The sequence below is a fragment of the Chitinophaga sp. MM2321 genome (assembly GCF_964033635.1).
Lineage (GTDB): Bacteria > Bacteroidota > Bacteroidia > Chitinophagales > Chitinophagaceae > Chitinophaga.
The window spans coordinates 42525-61440 of sequence record NZ_OZ035533.1; the positions used below are offsets into that span (position 1 = coordinate 42525).

At 41.4% G+C, this 18916-nt stretch carries 14 protein-coding genes and 1 tRNA gene; 10 read left to right on the forward strand and 5 right to left on the reverse strand.

The window, feature by feature from the left end:
- Positions 1-29 precede the first annotated feature (29 nt).
- Together ABQ275_RS00185 and ABQ275_RS00190 are read left to right on the forward strand one after the other, a co-directional pair.
- Positions 30-3335: a DUF5107 domain-containing protein gene (locus ABQ275_RS00185; RefSeq protein ID WP_349316238.1), complete on the forward strand. Its 3306-nt coding sequence runs from the start codon at positions 30-32 to the stop codon at positions 3333-3335.
- 148 nt (positions 3336-3483) lie between these two features.
- A tRNA-Pro gene (locus ABQ275_RS00190) sits at positions 3484-3560 on the forward strand.
- 127 nt (positions 3561-3687) lie between these two features.
- Here ABQ275_RS00190 and ABQ275_RS00195 read toward each other — a convergent pair.
- The 5 genes from ABQ275_RS00195 to ABQ275_RS00215 all read right to left on the reverse strand — a co-directional run bounded on the left by ABQ275_RS00195 (position 3688) and on the right by ABQ275_RS00215 (position 6843).
- Complete coding sequence (locus tag ABQ275_RS00195) at positions 3688-4251, reverse strand: dihydrofolate reductase family protein (RefSeq protein ID WP_349316239.1); 564 nt, start codon at positions 4249-4251, stop codon at positions 3688-3690.
- A gap of 67 nt (positions 4252-4318) precedes the next feature.
- The gene (locus ABQ275_RS00200) at positions 4319-5086 is read right to left on the reverse strand and encodes a helix-turn-helix domain-containing protein (protein WP_349316240.1); all 768 of its coding nucleotides are present in this window, start codon (positions 5084-5086) and stop codon (positions 4319-4321) included.
- Positions 5087-5227: 141 nt separating this feature from the next.
- Positions 5228-5446: a helix-turn-helix transcriptional regulator gene (locus ABQ275_RS00205; RefSeq protein WP_349316241.1), complete on the reverse strand. Its 219-nt coding sequence runs from the start codon at positions 5444-5446 to the stop codon at positions 5228-5230.
- Positions 5447-5449: 3 nt separating this feature from the next.
- Entirely contained in the window at positions 5450-5929 is a 480-nt protein-coding gene (locus ABQ275_RS00210; RefSeq protein WP_349316242.1) for a DUF2975 domain-containing protein, read from the reverse strand.
- 215 nt (positions 5930-6144) lie between these two features.
- Entirely contained in the window at positions 6145-6843 is a 699-nt protein-coding gene (locus tag ABQ275_RS00215; RefSeq protein WP_349316243.1) for a hypothetical protein, read from the reverse strand.
- A 234-nt stretch (positions 6844-7077) separates the two neighbouring features.
- Here ABQ275_RS00215 and ABQ275_RS00220 point away from each other — a divergent pair, with 234 nt between their 5' ends.
- The 8 genes from ABQ275_RS00220 (at position 7078) to ABQ275_RS00255 (ending at position 18911) form a co-directional block, all read left to right on the forward strand.
- Complete coding sequence (locus tag ABQ275_RS00220) at positions 7078-7830, forward strand: TlpA disulfide reductase family protein (protein ID WP_349316244.1); 753 nt, start codon at positions 7078-7080, stop codon at positions 7828-7830.
- Positions 7831-8052: 222 nt separating this feature from the next.
- Entirely contained in the window at positions 8053-9402 is a 1350-nt protein-coding gene (locus ABQ275_RS00225; RefSeq protein ID WP_349316245.1) for a redoxin family protein, read from the forward strand.
- Positions 9403-9686: 284 nt separating this feature from the next.
- Positions 9687-10136, forward strand: coding sequence for an SRPBCC family protein (locus ABQ275_RS00230; RefSeq protein WP_349316246.1), 450 nt, complete (start codon positions 9687-9689; stop codon positions 10134-10136).
- 218 nt (positions 10137-10354) lie between these two features.
- Positions 10355-10948 (forward strand): RNA polymerase sigma-70 factor, encoded by a 594-nt coding sequence (locus ABQ275_RS00235; protein ID WP_349316247.1) that lies wholly within the window; start codon positions 10355-10357, stop codon positions 10946-10948.
- A 131-nt stretch (positions 10949-11079) separates the two neighbouring features.
- Positions 11080-12219 carry a FecR family protein gene (locus tag ABQ275_RS00240; RefSeq protein WP_349316248.1) on the forward strand — a complete coding sequence of 380 codons (1140 nt, stop codon included), beginning with the start codon at positions 11080-11082 and terminating at the stop codon, positions 12217-12219.
- A 232-nt stretch (positions 12220-12451) separates the two neighbouring features.
- A complete protein-coding gene (locus ABQ275_RS00245; protein ID WP_349316249.1) occupies positions 12452-15781 on the forward strand; it encodes a TonB-dependent receptor in 3330 nt (1109 codons plus the stop codon).
- Between the two features lie 17 nt (positions 15782-15798).
- Positions 15799-17433, forward strand: a complete 1635-nt coding sequence (locus tag ABQ275_RS00250) for a RagB/SusD family nutrient uptake outer membrane protein (protein ID WP_349316250.1) — start codon at positions 15799-15801, stop codon at positions 17431-17433.
- Positions 17434-17528: 95 nt separating this feature from the next.
- Positions 17529-18911, forward strand: a complete 1383-nt coding sequence (locus ABQ275_RS00255; protein ID WP_349316251.1) for a neutral/alkaline non-lysosomal ceramidase N-terminal domain-containing protein — start codon at positions 17529-17531, stop codon at positions 18909-18911.
- The last annotated feature ends 5 nt before the right edge of the window (positions 18912-18916 follow it).

Genomic DNA, 18916 nt, shown 5'->3' on the forward strand with positions numbered 1-18916 from the left:
AATTTTTTATTGGTGTTTTAAAAGAAAAAATGAAGGAAGTGTCAATTGTAGAAATCTGGGAAGAGGAAGTGATTATACCAACCTACCCTGTTGGTAAGCCGGAAAAGAACCCTTTGTTCCTGGAAAAGAGGGTGTATCAGGGAAGTAGTGGTACCGTATATCCGAACCCGGTTATTGAAAAGATATATGATGAGAAAATTGAGCAAAAATACAGGGCTGTTTTTTTAGAGAACAAGTATTTAAAGATCATGATTTTGCCCGAACTGGGAGGTCGTGTGCAAATGGCTTTTGATAAAGTAAAACAACGCCACTTTGTTTATTACAACCAGGTAATAAAACCGGCGCTGGTGGGTTTAACGGGTCCGTGGATCAGTGGTGGTATTGAGTTTAACTGGCCGCAACATCATCGCCCCAGTACTTATGAGCCTGTTGATTTCCGTTTGAAAAAAAATGAAGATGGTAGTTGTACGGTTTGGGTAAACGAAGTGGAACGTATGTTCGGCACCAAGGGAATGGCGGGGTTTACGCTTTATCCTGATAAAGCCTATCTCGAAGTAAAGGCGCAACTCTATAACCGTACACCTTTTCCTCAAACGTTTTTATGGTGGGCTAATCCTGCTGTAAATGTAAACGATGACTATCAGTCTGTTTTTCCACCGGATGTAAATGCAGTGTTCGATCATGGCAAGCGGGATGTTTCAGATTTCCCCATCGCAACGGGTACTTATTATAAAGTTGATTATTCACCCGGTACCGATATTTCTTTCTATAAAAATATTCCTGTACCCACTTCTTACATGGCGGTTAAAAGCAAGTACGACTTTGTAGGAGGTTATGAACATGATAGCAAAGGTGGATTATTGCATGTGGCTAATCATCATGTATCAACCGGAAAAAAACAATGGACCTGGGGAAATGGCGATTTCGGAAAGGCCTGGGACAGGAATTTAACCGACGAAGACGGCCCGTATATTGAATTAATGACGGGGATGTATTGCGATAACCAGCCCGACTTCTCCTGGCTGATGCCCCATGAGGAGAAATCTTTTGTGCAATATTTTATGCCCTATAGTGAAGTAGGTATGGTGAAAAATGCGACTAAAGATGCATTGGTGAATTTAACGGTGAAAGATGGAATGGCCACTATCATCTGTTATACCACTGCTTTGTATGAGCATGCATTGGTGCAATTAAAACATGGAGAAGTTACCTTGTTTGAAGCACGGATCATCATTTCGCCGGAATGCACCTTTTCAACAAGTATAGACATACATAGTATTCCGGAACATGAATTGAGTGTTATATTAAAAACGGAGCATGGTAAAATACTGGTCACCTATCAGCCGGAGTTATATAAAGAGAAAGCCATTCCGGATGCAGCCGTAGCAGCTACTTCCCCCCAGGATACTACAAGTATTGAGCAATTGTATTTAACCGGATTGCACATAGAGCAATACCGTCATGCCACCTATTGTGCCGATGATTATTATAGAGAAGCACTGAAGAGAGAACCCGGTGATGTGCGGTGCAACAATGCCATGGGATTATTACTGCTTCGTCGTGGTAAGTTTGAAGCAGCTGAAAATTATTTTAGAAAGGCGATTGATACCATTACACAAAGAAATCCTAATCCTTATGATGGTGAAGCCTTGTACAATTTAGGCAGGTGCCTGCAATTCCAGGGCAGATTGGATGAGTCATTTGATGTGTTGTATAAAGCGGTATGGAATGCGGCATGGCAGGATAATGGATATTTTGCATTGGCCCAGATAGCTTGTGCTAAAAATAATTTTGAAGAAGCATTGGAATTGGTGGATCGCTCACTTATCCGTAATTGGCATCACCATAAGGCAAGACATTTAAAAGTTGCACTTCTCCGTAAATTGAATCGCGGCAAGGAAGCGATGGCTGTTGCTGAAGCTTCTTTGCAAATAGACGGCTTCAACATCGGGTGCTACTATGAAAAATATTTATTGAATAAAGATATTAATCCTGGTGAAGCGGAAAGATGGTTACAGGAAATAAAAACTATTCAACGAAAAAACATACACAACTATATTGAATACTCACTGGATTATTTTTGGTGTGGACTATACAGTGAAGCTGTTTCCTTTTTACAGATAGGGGTGGATGAAACAGCGCAGGCGGAACAAGTATACCCGATGGCCGTTTATTTTTTAGGATGGTTTAATGTAAAGATGGGTAACTGCACTGAAGCGAAAGCATACTTTGACAGGGCAGCCAGGGCTAATCCTGCCGGCTGTTTCCCCAACCAGGTAGATGCGCTGCTGGCTTTACAAACAGCTATTGAATATAATGCGGGCGATGCTAAAGCCCATTATTACCTGGGCAATTTTCTGTATGCCCGGAAAGAGTATACCGATGCCATTGCCAGCTGGGAACGTTCTGTTGAACTGGATGGTGAGTTTCCTACCGCACACCGTAATCTGGCATTGGCCTATTACAATAAATCGCTGCAACCGGATAAAGCATTGCACGCATTGGAAAAAGCGTTTCAATTAGATACTACTGATGCACGTGTATTGATGGAGCTCGACCAATTGTACAAAAAAATAAACCGTCCGTTTGCAAAAAGATTGGCATTGCTGGAACAGTACCTTGATCTGGTGATGAGCAGGGATGATCTGTATCTGGAAAGAATAACCCTCTATAATTCTTTAGGCGGATATGAACAGGCCAGGCAATTAATTGCTGACAGGAAGTTTCATCCCTGGGAAGGTGGTGAAGGGAAAGTAACGGGACAGTTTTTGTTTTGCCATATTGCTTTGGCGAAGGATGCTTTGAAAGTTAAAGATTATAAACAGGCACTTTCTTTTTTGGCATGCACAGACAACTACCCGCATAATTTAGGGGAAGGTAAATTGCCTGGGATAATGGAAAATGAGATCCATTACTACAAAGGATGTGGCTACAAAGGATTAGGGGAAAACGAAAAAGCAACAGCCTGGTTTGAAAAAGCTACAAAAGGATTAAGCGAGCCAGCCCAGGTGTTTTTCTACAATGATCAGAAGCCGGATACTATTTATTTTCAGGGCCTGGCTTTGCTGGAGTTAGGCAAAAAAGAGGAAGCCCGTCAACGTTTTAGTAAGCTGATCCAATATGGAGAAGCACATTTGAATGATGATATAAAGCTCGATTATTTTGCTGTTTCATTACCCGATTTTCAAATTTTTGATGACGATCTGAATAAACGGAATCAAATACATTGTTTGTATTTGATAAAGCTTGGCCATGCAGGATTGGGAGAAAACGAAAAAGCGGAGAATTATTCCAAACTCCTTACTTCTCTTCACTTACCCATTGCAATCCTTTGATAAAAGTTGGAAGTTGGGTGTCCATATGTCCGGGTTTGAAGTAGAATATATAAAAGTGACGCTATATTTTATGCTAACAGAATTTGGATTTGTGAATTTAATCCCTACATTTGCATCCCGATTCACAGCACAATGCAATATGTGATGACGGGGCGTAGCGTAGCCCGGTATCGCGCCTGCTTTGGGAGCAGGAGGTCGCAGGTTCGAATCCTGCCGCCCCGACCATATTCTACACTTTTTTAAAAACCTGCTCTGGTAGCAGGTTTTTTCGTTTCAGGAATTGTCCAACAAGTATTAAATGATTCGTTACTCCATTGTTTACCAAGGAGATTGAGGTTCGGATCCTGAGATCTCATGTTCCGGCATTTTTTGTTGGATGATAGATCAGGAGAACTACATTCTTGTCTAACTGTTGAAACCTGATAAATGCTAAATTGATATTTATATATTCTAAAAAAAGCCGCTCACCAGTTCCTATAATGGCCGGATTGACCAATAATCGCAACTCATCAACCAGACCGCCTTCCAGCAAAGGTTTTAAAAGAGAAGAGCTTCCCTGCACCAGGATATATCCCCCATCCTCTCTTTTTAGTTTTTCAACTTCCCGGATAAAATCGTTGTTGAGAATAGTTGTATTTTCCCAAGGCGCCTTCTTAAGATTTGACGACACGACATATTTTTTCCCCCTGTTCAATTTGTCTGCAACGCCCTGCTCGTCATGTTTGAAAGAAGACCAGTAAGGATAAAGCATTTCATAGGTCTTTCTTCCATAGAGCATAATTTCGCAATTATTGATCGTGTCCTGAATGTAGTGTTGACGACTCGGGCTGTCAAATGGCATCCACCATTTATTCATGGAATTTCCATCGAAAATACCGTCCAACGAAACCCATTGTGTAACTATTAGTTTTCGCATGTCTTTTTTGAGACTAAGTTCTCTATAATAATAATATCAAAATAGAACAAACCCGACAAAATGAATACTACGATACTGTCTGGATAGAATTTAAATAATTCGTTGGTGTAATGTTGGTGAATTCTTTAAATGACCTGATATAGTGATTTTGATCTGCATAACCATTATCCAATGAAATATCTGACAATTTTTTAAAGCTCCGGTTGTTGAGTTGTTGAAATGATTTATTGAACTGAATAATTCTCCGGAACTGATTTGGCGAAACACCAATATATCTCTCAAACATCCGCTGAAAAGTCCTTTCCGTCAAACATAGTTCGTTCTGAATATGAACTAAAATATTTTTATCAGTGTTGTAACCAATTTTATCTACAGCGTATTTGATTATGGATTGGTCCACCCTGACCTTTGCTATCAAACCCGATAAGAAATCATCAATTAAAGAGAGCATTTCATTTATTGTTCCTGCATTGAGTAATCGGTCTTGTAAGCCAGCGCCCATTGAAAGTAAATTAAAATCAATAGGATTATCTGTTAGTTCATTTGCTGCCGTAGCAAATAGTGAAGGCAATAAGTAGGGTTTCAGGAAGTATGCAATAAGTGTAAATTCGTTTTTGATAAACAGCTTATCTGGGCATACAGTCTGCCCAAAGAGCGTCAAATAGTTTGAGCCTGTACTCAATTGTCCCTTTTTAGTTTGAAAGAGAAGTGTGGGTGTCCCGTTGGCAAATAACGGCAGTTCAAATAAATTTGTACTTTGATGATTTTCAATGACAAGAATGCCCTGTACAAATTCTGAAACCCTTTCCGGTGGCGTTGGATAAGTTACTTTCATTTTTTGCTTTCTTGATTGTCACCATGTGTGCTTCAACAGCACTCACCTGATTGCATGTTAAATATAACAAAAAGGAGCCTTATCTTAACTACTTGCACACTTCTATGCTACGTTATCAGTCGACTGCTGCCAAACCGTTTGTTAGCGATTCGTTTCGTCATTTACATATTCCAAAATGTCGCCCGGTTGGCAACCTAATGCTTTACAAATTGCGTCTAATGTGCTAAAACGAATTGCTTTCGCCTTCCCTGTCTTTAAAATTGAAAGGTTAGATAATGTCAAATCAACTCTTTCCGAAAGTTCATTTAGAGAGATTTTTCGCTTTGCCATCATCACGTCTAAGTTTACAATAATTGGCATAGCTTAAATTGTTAAGTCATTTTCAGATTTCATATCTATGGCATTTTGCAATATTTTTTCAAATATTGCCGCTGCAGTTGCAATTACGATAGAAACAAAAGTAGTCACGATACAAATGGCAAGAAAACCTGCAGGGTCGTCATCTTTATTATGGGCTATCCTTATGTATAGTCCTGCTGCCACAATTAAAACACCTAGTACGATTGCACAATACTTTATGCTCCTTAAGGTCTTAACAGCATTTGATGAGAATACTTTGTTTTGTCCGATATATCCAAGTAATTTGAACGCCTTGTATAGCGCAACAAAAAAAGCGATTGATGTTGCATATCCATACAAAATGAACGGGTCAAAGTAAATGCTAAACAAGTCTAAATTTGCGGCTCTTCCTTCAGTTAAGGGAAATCGAATCAAAATGGTAAGCGCCACAATGCCTATAAGCACGATGACTGCCTGAAGAAATATTATTGAAATTCTTTTCATAATGATTTTATGAATTTTGGATTGTGCCGTAAAAATAATAAATATTTATTGATAAACAATAAATATTTAGCGTTTTTTTGAAAATATTGGGAAAGCAAAGATTAACAAGGCTATCGGTATGCATGCTTTGCGCCATAGCTATGCCACGTATCTTCATGAGTACGGTACAGACATTTTGCGTTTAGGTTTATCGTCTTGGTATGAAGGATTTGTCTTCAACAGATCAACAACAATCTATTCTGTCCGGATTTTTCCTTTGGTGCACGATGAAGGCAAGGAGGAACTTGACTTTCAGGATGATCAACCGCCAACCTCCATAGGTTACCAAGACCTAAGCTTATCGGACGTGCATCAGGTTTAGCCTGATAATGTAGATCAAAGAAATGGTCACTTAAGAATGATTCAAAACCTTCATCTGCTCCATGATATATTTTTTTGAGTGCATCACGTATTTCTGGAATAAGTACTTTCTTTTTGCCTTGTGAATTTGGTAGTATTTCACTCGACTCGCCATCGTAGGTACATAAAAAGGTATCGGTTGGTATGGGAGAGCGATCTACATGAAAAGAATAAACATCGGTTGGAAAAAACGGGTAGGTATCATCCCGATCATAGTATTTGATCACATTAAGGACTGGCGATGCGCCATGGGCTTTCAATATCTTCAGGTCATTTAACAGAATTTCACGGGCAAGTTGCCCTTGTTCACTCAACTGAAGTTCACAAAGGTCCTCCTGTTCAATTACCGTTATATTTCCGCTTAGCTCTACCTTTTTAACAATCTCAGAAAAATCACCTGTTAGTTTACGAGTCCAGCAAATCGCATTAATTTCTCCATTAAATGGCGTAGAAACAAGGTCTTGAAAATTCGTGACACAGTGAATATGTTTCTCAGCATGAGATAAATCTATCATGATAGTTAATATAAATATAAAACCATTTGACAACGAAGTACCGCTATTTTCGTTTACAACTGAAATTTTTCAATAGCCGTCAAATCCTCCATAAACTGGTTCGAAATGTATCCAGTTGCCCCGACAAAAAACCTTTGAATCATAAATTCAAAGGGTTTTTTGTTTTTGACCTGGACGAAAAGTTTGTTATATTATGAAATAATTGTACTTAGCTGTCAAATCTAACCCAATAAAATGAAAACAATAGTCCTTGTACTTTTGGTGCTTTTATCTCAGAAAAGCTTCTCTCAACAGAATGTATACACTTTCAATAATGATAACCTTTTAAGTGAATCTGAAATAAAGCTGGGCTTCGAATCAACAAAAAAAAACTTGCCATTATCCTATGTATTGACACCCGTAATCTATCATAAAGCGGTTAAAAATGATACGATTATCAATTATGTTACCTTTGCAATAAATCAGAAAATTGCAGGGCAGGAAACACCCGGTTTCAATTTTGTATACAAACAGGATTCCACTTTTTTACTCTTAAATAAGAAGCTCCCTGATTTCAAATTAAAGGAATTGGCTGGAAATGAAGTTTCATCTGTTCAACTTTTAGGAAAGCCTACACTCATAAACTTCTGGGCTATCTATTGTGGGCCGTGTATTGCGGAAATGCCCCAATTGAGTAAGCTCAAAGAGAAATATAAGGATAGAATGAACTTTATTTCTATTACAGAAAATAGTGCAACAGACGATAATTTAAAAGACTTCTTAAAGGATAAAAATTTTAATTTCCAGGTGCTGGAAAACGGGGAAGCATATAAAAGAGAGCTTAAAATTGGAGCATTGCCAAAAAACCTTTTCCTTGATAAGGATGGAGTGCTAAAATATATACAGGGGAATTATCCCATAAGAGAGAATTCAATCCTAATAGATATTGATGACAAAACCAACTTCTTTACTAAAATCATCGAGGAACTTATCGAAGACACTAAGTAACTATAAAGGGCTAATTGAACTTTCTAATTGCTATTGCTTTTTTAGAAGACAGCACCAGCCTCTCTAAAACGCTGCAAGATCAATGCATTCCTCAATAACTAAGCACAAAGCTTTAACTATTAATTGTCGCTCTTTATGAAACTAATACCCTTCCTGTGTGCTATCCTGATCACGGTTAGTTGCTTTGCTCAGAAAAACAGTAGCTTTCTGCTTAAAGGCAATGTGAAGAATTTTGGAAACACTTTTTTTGAACTGACCACTACCGGCTATTTTAACCATACCGTGAACCCGGTATCGGTGGATAAAAAAGGTAATTTTTCCAGCAACATCTATATAGACGGTATTCAGGATATTTATTTGTATTTGAATAATGATGCTATCCCCTTTTTTGCGGTCCCTGGCGATACTATAGAAGTTAGTTGGGATCAACAGCATTTTAAGAATACCTTCAAAATCAATAGTCCTTCAGCGGAACGGGCCCAGGACCTGGCCATCGTGATGGCGATCTACAACAACAGGAGGCAACCTTTTCTTGATCTTTACAAGAAGCTTAATGAATCAAAAGAGCTGGCAGATTCATCTAAATACAGGTTAATCAACGATTCTTATAATGCGGAATTGAACATCATATTTAGTGTTCCACATACCCCTTATAGTTCCACTAAGATTTTTTACGATGCTTATTTTAAACATGCTGAACTATTAAGGTCACATAAAAATCTGCTGAGTGTTTATAAACTAAAATCAGACGACCGCTACTCCATTCCTGAGTATGCTAAATTTGACCATACCTTTCTAGCGGAAGATATTTTTATGCAATCGGACAGCTATCGCAGATTTCTTTTTGACTATATACGATTTTACAAACCTTTTAAATCCAGCAGGGCATTAAAAGGTAATAGTGTTCCATTTAATCCTACAAAAAGCGATTACCTTTCCGGACAGGCATTTTTAACGGTCATTCCTATCAGAGACTGGTTTTCAGCCAAAACAATAATGTCCGGTTTTGAACACTATGATTTTAAAGATGTCAAGGCAGTCTACGACGATTATTTGGTGCAAGGTAGTACGCCAGCTTATCTTGATACGATAAAGGCATTTTATAGCAAAATCAGTAAGTTAGCGCCGGGGCAACCTGCACCTGCATTTACACTGAAAGATCCGGAAGGCAAATCCGTTTTATTAAGTGATTTCAAAGGTAAATTAGTTTACATCGACTTCTGGGGCGTGTATTGTGGTCCTTGCATTGGCGATATCAGGGACAGCGGAGGAAAAGTGCATGAGAAATATAAAGACAAAGATGTCGCATTTTTAAATATTTGCGTGGATGAAGAGGGTAGTATCTGGACCAATAAGATAAAGGAATTAAAACTTGAAGGAGTAAATCTTGTTGCGAAGGGTTGGGTCAATAATCAAGTTTGTAAAGACTATGGCATCAATGGTATTCCACATTATGTGTTAATCGACAAAAATGGCAAAATCGTTAACAATAACGCGCCGGGACTATACCAACTGGCAGCCGATGGCGTAAATGCGTTGGACAAAGCATTGGAAAGTGAAGAAAGCAAATAGGCATAGCATAAGCTCGGATTTTGTATGGGCAAGACGATAATAATTTAAAACCCCCTCTGGTAGCGGGCTTGTTTTTTCATGACCTCCAGAATATTTTGCAGGCTTGGTCGCAAATACCCCGTTAGATTGTCTTGTTTAGCCCCCGTCAGAATCAAATTTTCCTACCATCTTTGTAATGCTGAAGTTAACAGACAAAATAAATAACAACGTAAGTGGAGCAGCTACCACTGTAAAAACGGGCGGAACCGAAAAGCCAGATGAGTAGGAAACAAAAAAATGATTTTATGTCAGATAATAGCATTTCATTACACAGAGTTCTTAAAGCGTCTCCGGAAAAGGTATACCGCGCATTCACGGAAGCCCTGGCAATTGCTTCATGGCTTCCTCCATATGGCTTTCTTTGTACCGTCCATGAAATGACAGTAGAGATAGGAGGTTCCTTTAAAATGTCGTTTCATAATTTTTCCACCGGTAATGGCCATTCATTCGGTGGAAAATACATTGAACTCAAACCCAATGAGTTTCTGAAGTATACCGATAAATTTGATGATCCTAATCTTCCGGGTGAGATGATCACTTCTGTTTGGCTTCGGAAAACTTTAGTGGGGACAGAAATAAAAATTACGCAGGAAGGAATTCCCGCTGTTATACCAGCAGAAATGTGCTATTTAGGCTGGCAGGAATCGCTGGAGAAATTGGCTAAGCTGGTAGAACCGGAGATACCAGATGCCTGATCCTTTCTTAAATCTATTAGGAAAAGGTCAGAAATTGTATAGAGAAGACGACTGAACAGGACAAGCTGGAATTATTTCCATCTTGTCCTTTTTTTTTCGCTATTCTTGTATTATGCCTGTCAGTATACCACAATCATATAAAAAGGCTGCCAACCTTTATAAAATGAACTGATAGTTTTTGTTATATTACACTTCATATTATTCAAGGATTCCACTTGATGAAGGATATTCAACATATTGACAGTGATCTATTTGCTCGTCTCGCGCAAGACGATGAAGAGGCCTTTACACAGATCGTTCATTTTTTCTATAAGAAGATGCTCCCCATTGCTATTTCTCTGGTTAAATCAGAAACGGTAGCACGGGATATTATGCAGGATGTGTTTTTGAAGCTATGGTTAAACAGGGCTTTAATGACAACGATTGAGAACCCCGCTGCATGGTTGAATGTGGTGGTATCTAATACTACCTCCAATTATATGCGGGCGCAACTCCGGTATGAGTTAAGGGTAAAACACTCGGCAGCTCAAACACCTGAAGCAGAAGAAATATGGACAGATCTGGATGCAAGGTTTACCAAATCCCTCATTGATGACGCGATTGCTGAACTTCCCACTAAAAGAAAAACGGTGTTTCTGTTGAGCCGGCGGGAAGGGCTTTCCCGCAAAGAAATTGCCTCCCGGTTGAACATTTCAGAGAATACAGTACGCAACCAGCTGACCGATGCCCTGCAATTTATCCAGGAACACCTGAAACGAAAGGGTGTGTTTCTTATCCCACCTGTGATTATCCTGCAAAGCTGGCTACAATAAATTTTTTCCTCCCGGTAGTACATCCAATGAAGCTGTGGTGTCAATGATGTATGGAGAACAACGTCCGACTAGATTACTTTTTACAAAAGCACATTGCAGCTAATCTTTCCGATCAGGAAAAATTGCAGCTGATGCAATTGCTGGATGACCCCGGGCAACTAAAGATCTGGAATGAACTGATAGGTGAATTATATCAGAAAAATGCTGGTGATGAAGCCGGTTTCCAGGCGGAAGAGGTGGTAAAACTGATACACTTTATCTTACATCATTCTCATCAGGATAACGAAAACGCCGTTGCTCCCGATGATCTCCTGGCTGCAGCTGGCGAAATACCTGCCGATAGCCACACTGCAGTAGCACCACCCGCTACGCGCCGCATCCATTTGTTGAAAACCACCTGGTTCCGTTATGCCGCCGCCGTATTAATGCTTGTTTTTGCAGGCGGTTATCTTTATTACAACCATACACCCAAACAGGAAATAGCCAGTATCATACATCCGGTACAGTTGCCAAATGATGTGCTTCCCGGCTCGGAGAAAGCTATGCTTACACTCAGCAGTGGTAAAAAAATCGCGTTGGACTCAAGTACCAGCGAAACGATTAATGATGGAGATCTGGGTATCAACAATAAGAATGGTACGCTGACCTATGGCAAATCGGCTGTTGTTTCCTATAACACCCTGAGTACGCCCAAAGGCGGTCAATATAAACTCACACTTCCTGATGGTACCAACGTGCTGCTCAATGCGGCCAGCAGTATCACCTATCCTACGTCGTTTCAGGGCAATGCCCGGGCGGTAAGTATTACCGGGGAAGCCTACTTTGAAGTAACGAGGGACCCTTCGAAACCTTTTACAGTTAAAACCTATAAGGACGAAATTGTTGTATTGGGGACTTCCTTCAATGTGAATAGCTATACCGATGAACCAGATGTAAAAACATCCCTACTGGAAGGGTCCGTACATGTTAATAATATAGTACTTAAACCAGGAGAAGCCTGTAGGAGCGGGAAAATAACGACAACCGATCTGGATCAGGACCTGGCATGGAAAAATGGCGTATTCAATTTCCATCATGTCAAATTAACGGATGCCATGCGGCAGCTTTCACGCTGGTATGATGTGGATGTCCGGTATGAAGGAAAACATACGGATGTTGAATTTGGCGGGGAAATCAGCAGGAAGCTGACGCTTAACCAGGTACTATCGGGCCTGCAAGACAAAGACGTACATTTTAACTTAAAAGGAAGAACACTTACTGTAATTCAATAATTAACCAAATATCTAAATAAATAAATCGGTCTTTTTCAAGTTATCTGGAATAAGAACCGGATTCCGCTTGCGACGGAATCCGGTGAAAAGTTCCCGGTCGACTTAATAAAAACTCAGGCATAAAGGAGTCTCTTCATTCATCAACCAAAAACCATACAAAAGTATGCAATTAACTGCTTCTATCCGCAGATGCTTTAGGGCAAGCGGGCTCTTAACCAAAATTTTGCAGGTTATGCAACTCACCCCTGTTTTTTTACTAGGGCTTTGTTTAAATGTGGCCGCAAATGGCCTGGCACAAACCATGACTTTTTCCGGCAAAGACGTGCCACTGGAGAAAGTGTTTACTGCCGTTAAACAGCAAACCGGCTACCTCGTCAGCTATAAGGTCAACCAGATACGGGGGACAAAGCCGGTAACAATTAATGCAAAAGAAGTACCCCTCGAAATCTTCCTGCAACGGGTACTCAAGGATCAGGCACTCGAATTTACTATTGAGGTAAATACGATTTTTATCAAAAGAAAGGAAGGAGAATCTTCCGTGGAGGCAAGCCCGTTGATACCGGTACCCAACCTGGCGTTCATTAATATTAAGATCAAAGGGAAGGTAACGAATGAAAAAGGAGAACCCCTGGTAGGTGTAACCGTAGCCGTTAAAGGAACGAACCGGGGCACTACCACCGATGGGGAAGGAAAATTTCAACTGTCCATTGATAGTGACCGCGATGCCGAACTGGAATTTTCTATTATCGGGTATCAGTTAAAAACAGTTAAAACAGCCAACCAGACAGAGTTTAATATTACGATGGTGGAACTTGTTTCCAAGTTAAATGATGTGGTGGTAGTGGCCTATGGCACACAGAAAAAGTCCTCGGTAACTGCTGCTGTTTCTACCTTAAAAGGAAAAGACATCGCTTCCACCCCGGTTTCTAACCTGGGTAATAGCCTGGGAGGCCGGGTACCGGGCGTCATCCTCAGACAAAACAACGGTGAGCCGGGAAATGACGGATCGGACATTTATATAAGAGGGATCTCTTCTACCGGTGCCAATCAGCCATTGCTCATTGTGGATGGTATACCAAGAGATTTTAAGCAACTGGACCCCAATACCATTGAGTCATTTACGGTTTTAAAGGATGCTGCTGCGGTAGCGCCCTATGGCGTGGCTGCTGCTAACGGCGTAATCCTGGTAACCACTAAAAGCGGAAAATCAGGCGCACCTTCTGTAACCTATAATGGTTATGTAGGCTTTCAGAACCCAACGGTATTTCCTGATTATGTCAGCGGTTACCAATATGGTGTATTACAAAATGCTGCGGCCAAGAATGCCGGTCTGCCGCTGCCATATTCTGATTTTGCCCTGCAGAAGCTGAAGGATGGATCTGATCCTGACGCTTATCCCAACCCGGATGTGTACAAGGATATCATTAAGAAAAATGCCATCTTAACCAATCATAATATCGAAGTTTCCGGCGGTACCGACAAGGTGAAGTATTATGGTAGTTTCAGCCATCAGATACAGCAAGGAATGTGGCCGGCAACGAATAACAAAAAATATAATCTCAACCTTAATTTAAGCGCCCAGGTAACCAATACAACGAAAATAACCTTTGGCGTAAATGGTAGGGTACAGAATGCCAATTACCCGTCAATAACCACCGGGCGTCTTTTTGAATTAATAGGATATACCCATACATCGAACGGGCCTTTGTATTTCAGTAATGGCGTACCAGGTACCTACATCACTTCCAGTCTTTTAAACAGTGGATATAATAAAATAAATACAACCGCACTGTATTCACAATTATCTATCGACCAGGATTTATCTTTTATCCCCGGATTAAAAGCGAGGGTAACAGTAGCTTATGATCCTACGATTGTGCTGAATAAACTCTGGCGGATTCCTATTCATAAAGGAAGCGTAGATACCACGAAGCATCCTTATGTGATTACAGATGGCATCTTTGAACAAACCAAAGCATCCCTGAATGAGAGTACTTCGCTGGCGCATCAACTTACCTATCAAGGGTCTTTGAGCTATGCCAGGGTATTTGGGAAAAGCAATGTAAGCGCCCTGGCGCTGTTTGAAGCGAAAGATAATTCTGCGCTTAGTCTCGCTGCGTCCAGAAGGAATTATAACCTGAGTATTGACGAAATCAGTATGGGTAGTTCAAGTGCGGCTGATATGACTACTTCCGGCACCTCTTCCAAAGCAAGACAGCTGGGATTGGTATATCGTGTTACTTATGATTATTCCAATAAATATTTATTCGAAGCCAGCGGAAGATACGATGGTAGTTATTATTTCGCTCCGGGACACCGGTTTGGCTTTTTCCCGGCATTTTCTGTTGGCTGGCGTTTGTCAGAAGAAAATTTCATGAAGGGTATCAGCTGGGTCAACAACCTGAAGATCAGGGGATCTTATGGTGAAGTGGGCGCCCTTGCGGGATCTGCCTTCCAGTACCTGAGTACATTCGGCGTTTACGGTCCGGCCTATGTTATTGGCGGACAGGCAGTACAGGCAACATTGGAAAGAAATGAGAATAATCCAAACATCACCTGGGAAAGGGCCAAGAAAAGTGACGTGGGTATAGAAGCTACTTTGTGGGGTGGATGGTTAACGATAGAAGCGGATTATTTTCACGAGAAGAGATCCAACATGCTGGTTAACCCTGACGTCATTGTTCCTGCCGAGTATGGAATAGGACTCAGCCAGGTAAACGCAGGGGTGATGCAGAACCAGGGTATTGATCTCTCCCTCAGCTCTTCTTACAATGTCTCCAAGGATCTGCAGGTTTCACTCAGTGGAAACTTTACCTATGCGAAAAATACGCTGCTGAAAGTATTTGAAACGGCTACCACCTACAATAATCCAAACAGGAGAGTAACCGGTAAGGCGCTTGGAACACAATTTGGCTACCATGCTTTAGGTTTCTTCCAGGTAGATGATTTTAAAGGTACAGGTGAACTGAAAGAAGGAATTGCTACACAACCATGGGGCGCCGTACAACCGGGTGATATCCGGTACGAGGATTTAAACGGAGATGGAAAGATCAACGATAATGATCTTACAAAGATTGGAGATCCGATTGTACCGCAAATTCTTTTTGGTATCACTCCCTCTGTACGTTACAAGGCGTTTTCAATAGATGTATTATTTCAGGGTGCAGCAAAAACAAACCTTTACCTGGACAGGCAAAATGCCTGGGCATTTCATAATGGTATGTCGGCGCTCGTAGAAAATATGAACTACTGGACACCTGAGAATCCGAATGCATTGAATCCACGGATCACTTCCGGGCCAACCACCAACAATACACAGACATCTTCTTTCTGGATGAAAAGCGGCGGCTATGTGCGGGTGAAAAGTGCGACGCTTTCCTATACCATTCCTACGACTATCTCGAAGAAAATCGGTAGTCAGAATGCAAGGGCATATGTATCCGGACAGAATGTTTTTACCTGGACAAAGCTGAAGAATTTTGATCCGGAAAGCACTTCTCCGTATTCAAATCTTTATCCCCAGCAGAAAGTTGTTAGTGTAGGCGTTAATATCACCTTTTAAGAATTTTAAAATATTGCATGATGAACAACGTAATTAAAAACCTCCATATAAAGGTTGCATCACTGCTGTTATTGGCGGTAAGTGTAACTTCCTGTAATAAATTTTTAGAAGTAGCTCCAAAGGACCAGGTGGCAGCGGCTACACTTTTTGAAAGCACCGGTAATGCGGACCTGTTTTTGAATAATGTGTACGCCCAGTTGCAAGGCCCGTTTACCACGTATGATCCAACGGAGAATTTTTCAGATAATGCCATGAACGGCGTGGGTGGAACGGCCAGCAGGGTGCTGTATGCTACTTCCGTATATACACCCAGCAATGCGCCAAGTTACTGGGGATTATACAATTATATCAGGGCCGCCAATGTATTCATCGCGCAGGTGAATGCTTCCACACTGGATGAAGCCTGGAAAAAACAAAGATTGGGCGAGGCCCGTTTTCTAAGGGCTTACTTCTACCATATATTATGGACATATTATGGAGGCGTACCCATTATTACAGATGTGTTGAGTCAGAAAGATGGGGATGAAATATTCAGGGAGCGCAATACCGATGAAGAAACCTTCAAATTCATTACAGACGAATGTGCAGCTATCGCTGAAGATCTTCCCCTGACAGCAGAATCAGGAAGAGCTACAAAAGGCGCGGCACTCACGCTGAAAGGCTGGTGTGAACTTTTTGCAGCCAGTACATTGAAGAATCCATCCAATGATAAAACCAAATGGGCGAAAGCAGCAGCTACGAACAAACAGGTAATGGATCTCAATAAATATACTTTATTCGCGGATTATAATACCCAGTTTTTTGAAGAGAACAATGATAATGTGGAGACGATCTTTGCGAAGAAATATTTAGGAGGAACCTCACTCGGAGGAGGCCGGGAAGGCTTACAGGGAACGTGGATCGTGGGTGGTATACAGCGTGCATACGGCGGTGTTAACCCTACCCAGGAACTGGTGGATGACTATGAAATGGCGAATGGACTTCCTATCACCGATCCCGCTTCAGGCTATAATCCGCAAAATCCTTATGTAGGCAGAGAACAAAGGTTTTACCAGTCAGTTATTTACGATGGCGCAAAATGGCTGGGTTATGAAATAGTTACCCGTCATGGTGTCGGTAGTAAAAATGAAACGGATCTGAGTAATATTAACGAGTCTACCAATACAGGATATTGTTTGCTGAAAGGATTGAATCCGAAGTATGCTATCAATGGAAATAACCAACAGAACAGCGCCAACTTTATCATATTCAGGTATGCGGAAGTATTGCTGAGTTATGCGGAAGCACAGAACGAAGCCGTAGGTCCGGATCCTTCCGTGTATGAAGCGATAAGACTGGTACGGGAGCGTTCAGCATTGCCTGCATTACCAGCTGGTTTGAACCAGGTGGAGATGCGTACGGCCATACGCCACGAACGTAGAATAGAACTGGCCTTTGAAGAAAAACGCTGGTTCGATCTGATCAGGTGGAAGATTGCAGAAACAAACCTGAACGGTAACTTACATGCCATACTCATAGAAAATGGCGTGTATACAATTATACCCGCTGCGGAAGGAAAGCGGATATTTTATCCTGAGAAAAATTACGTGTATCCTATCCCTCAGTCGGCCATTGATAAGAACAAAAAATTAGTGCAGAACCCGAATTATTAACCATACACCTGTCCACTGCATTGCCCCTTGTTTGGGGGGCAATGCGGTATGGCAGACATACAATGACAGGTGTTTTTTTAAATAAATTCAGTCATATGAAAAGTATCGGAGTTATTGATTTGAATAAAGTTTCTTTTAAACAGCGTGCAGACCGTTGGATTTCTTTTTCGCTTTTGCTGTTAGGTGCCACGTTTTTTGTTGCGCCGGCAGCCAGTGCGCAATTGCGTGCTGCGGTAGTGAAGGTAGATATTACACCTTCGGATTCGCAGTACCTGCTGGGCTACCAGGAGCGGAAGTCAACAGGCGTGCTGGACAAGATCTATCACCGCATTGTGGCAATAGATGATGGAACCACACAATTTTTTATTGTATCATCTGATCTCTGTCTGTATTCTCCTTCGGAATATGATAAGGTAGCTGCCAGGTTGCAGAAGCAATACGGCATCAATCCGTTGAATATATGGTGGTCAACCACGCATACGCATTCGGCGCCTGAAGTGGGGGTTACTGGTTTGTATGGCATCTATATGGGAGATCGTATCAAACACGAAGTAGACGCTGCTTATACGGCGATGGTGGAACAGAAATTAGTGGATGGCATCCTGGAAGCCCGTAAAAATCTCGTTCCTGCCCGTCTCGGTGTAGGCTGGGGTTTTTCACAGGCAAATATCAACCGCCGCGCAATTGATGTAAATGGTAAAGCCTCTCTGGGGCTCAATCCCGACGGACCAGTTGATCGCCGGATAGGATTGTTGCGATTGGATAAGGAAGATGGAAGCCCTTTGGTATTGATAGCTAATTATGCCATGCACGGAACCGTAATGAGCGGCGCTAATCTTGATATCAGCGGAGATGCGCCGGGAATCGTTGCGGAATATGTAGAGAAAAAAATAGGCGCACCGGTGCTGTATATCAATGGTGCTGCTGGTAACCTGGCACCTATTTACAGTACTTACCCGAATTGGAGAGCCGGACATTTAAGTCAGTTCAGGGTATTGTTGGGAGACAAAATTCTCGAAGCCAATGCAAAAATTAAATCAGGAATCGATAACCTGAAAATGGTAACAGGTGCGTTAACGGTAGAAACACCCAGGAAGCCGGGTATGGATTGGTCTGCGGATCTCGCGAAGTACAGCGTTACCAGGGCAGGTGTGAATATGGTGAAGCTACCCGTTCGTTTCCTGAAGATCAATGAAGAAATAGCCATATGGAGTGCGCCTATCGAGTTGTTTTGTGAAGTGTCTAATGAAGTGCGCAACCGCTCACCTTTTTCCTATACTTTTTATTTTGGGTATACCAATGGCTGGTTTGGTTATATGCCAACTGCATCTGAATGGCCGCACGGAGGATATGAAGTGGAAACGGTTTCACCGTTTACGGATGCTGCTGCAAAAGATCTGACAGAATCGGTTGTCGGATATTTACATGGAGACATGAAAACAAACCCATCTCCCGTAAAATCCAAACGAAAAAAATAGACCGT

Coding starts and splice junctions, on each gene's coding strand:
- ABQ275_RS00245 (WP_349316249.1), top strand. CDS start 12,452: ATGCAACTCACCCCTGTTTTTTTACTAGGGCTTTGTTTAAATGTGGCC.
- ABQ275_RS00185 (WP_349316238.1), top strand. CDS start 30: ATGAAGGAAGTGTCAATTGTAGAAATCTGGGAAGAGGAAGTGATTATA.
- ABQ275_RS00205 (WP_349316241.1), bottom strand. CDS start 5,446: ATGCCAATTATTGTAAACTTAGACGTGATGATGGCAAAGCGAAAAATC.
- ABQ275_RS00240 (WP_349316248.1), top strand. CDS start 11,080: ATGCAATTGCTGGATGACCCCGGGCAACTAAAGATCTGGAATGAACTG.
- ABQ275_RS00220 (WP_349316244.1), top strand. CDS start 7,078: ATGAAAACAATAGTCCTTGTACTTTTGGTGCTTTTATCTCAGAAAAGC.
- ABQ275_RS00230 (WP_349316246.1), top strand. CDS start 9,687: ATGTCAGATAATAGCATTTCATTACACAGAGTTCTTAAAGCGTCTCCG.
- ABQ275_RS00195 (WP_349316239.1), bottom strand. CDS start 4,251: ATGCGAAAACTAATAGTTACACAATGGGTTTCGTTGGACGGTATTTTC.
- ABQ275_RS00255 (WP_349316251.1), top strand. CDS start 17,529: ATGAAAAGTATCGGAGTTATTGATTTGAATAAAGTTTCTTTTAAACAG.
- ABQ275_RS00200 (WP_349316240.1), bottom strand. CDS start 5,086: ATGAAAGTAACTTATCCAACGCCACCGGAAAGGGTTTCAGAATTTGTA.
- ABQ275_RS00210 (WP_349316242.1), bottom strand. CDS start 5,929: ATGAAAAGAATTTCAATAATATTTCTTCAGGCAGTCATCGTGCTTATA.
- ABQ275_RS00235 (WP_349316247.1), top strand. CDS start 10,355: ATGAAGGATATTCAACATATTGACAGTGATCTATTTGCTCGTCTCGCG.
- ABQ275_RS00250 (WP_349316250.1), top strand. CDS start 15,799: ATGATGAACAACGTAATTAAAAACCTCCATATAAAGGTTGCATCACTG.
- ABQ275_RS00215 (WP_349316243.1), bottom strand. CDS start 6,843: ATGATAGATTTATCTCATGCTGAGAAACATATTCACTGTGTCACGAAT.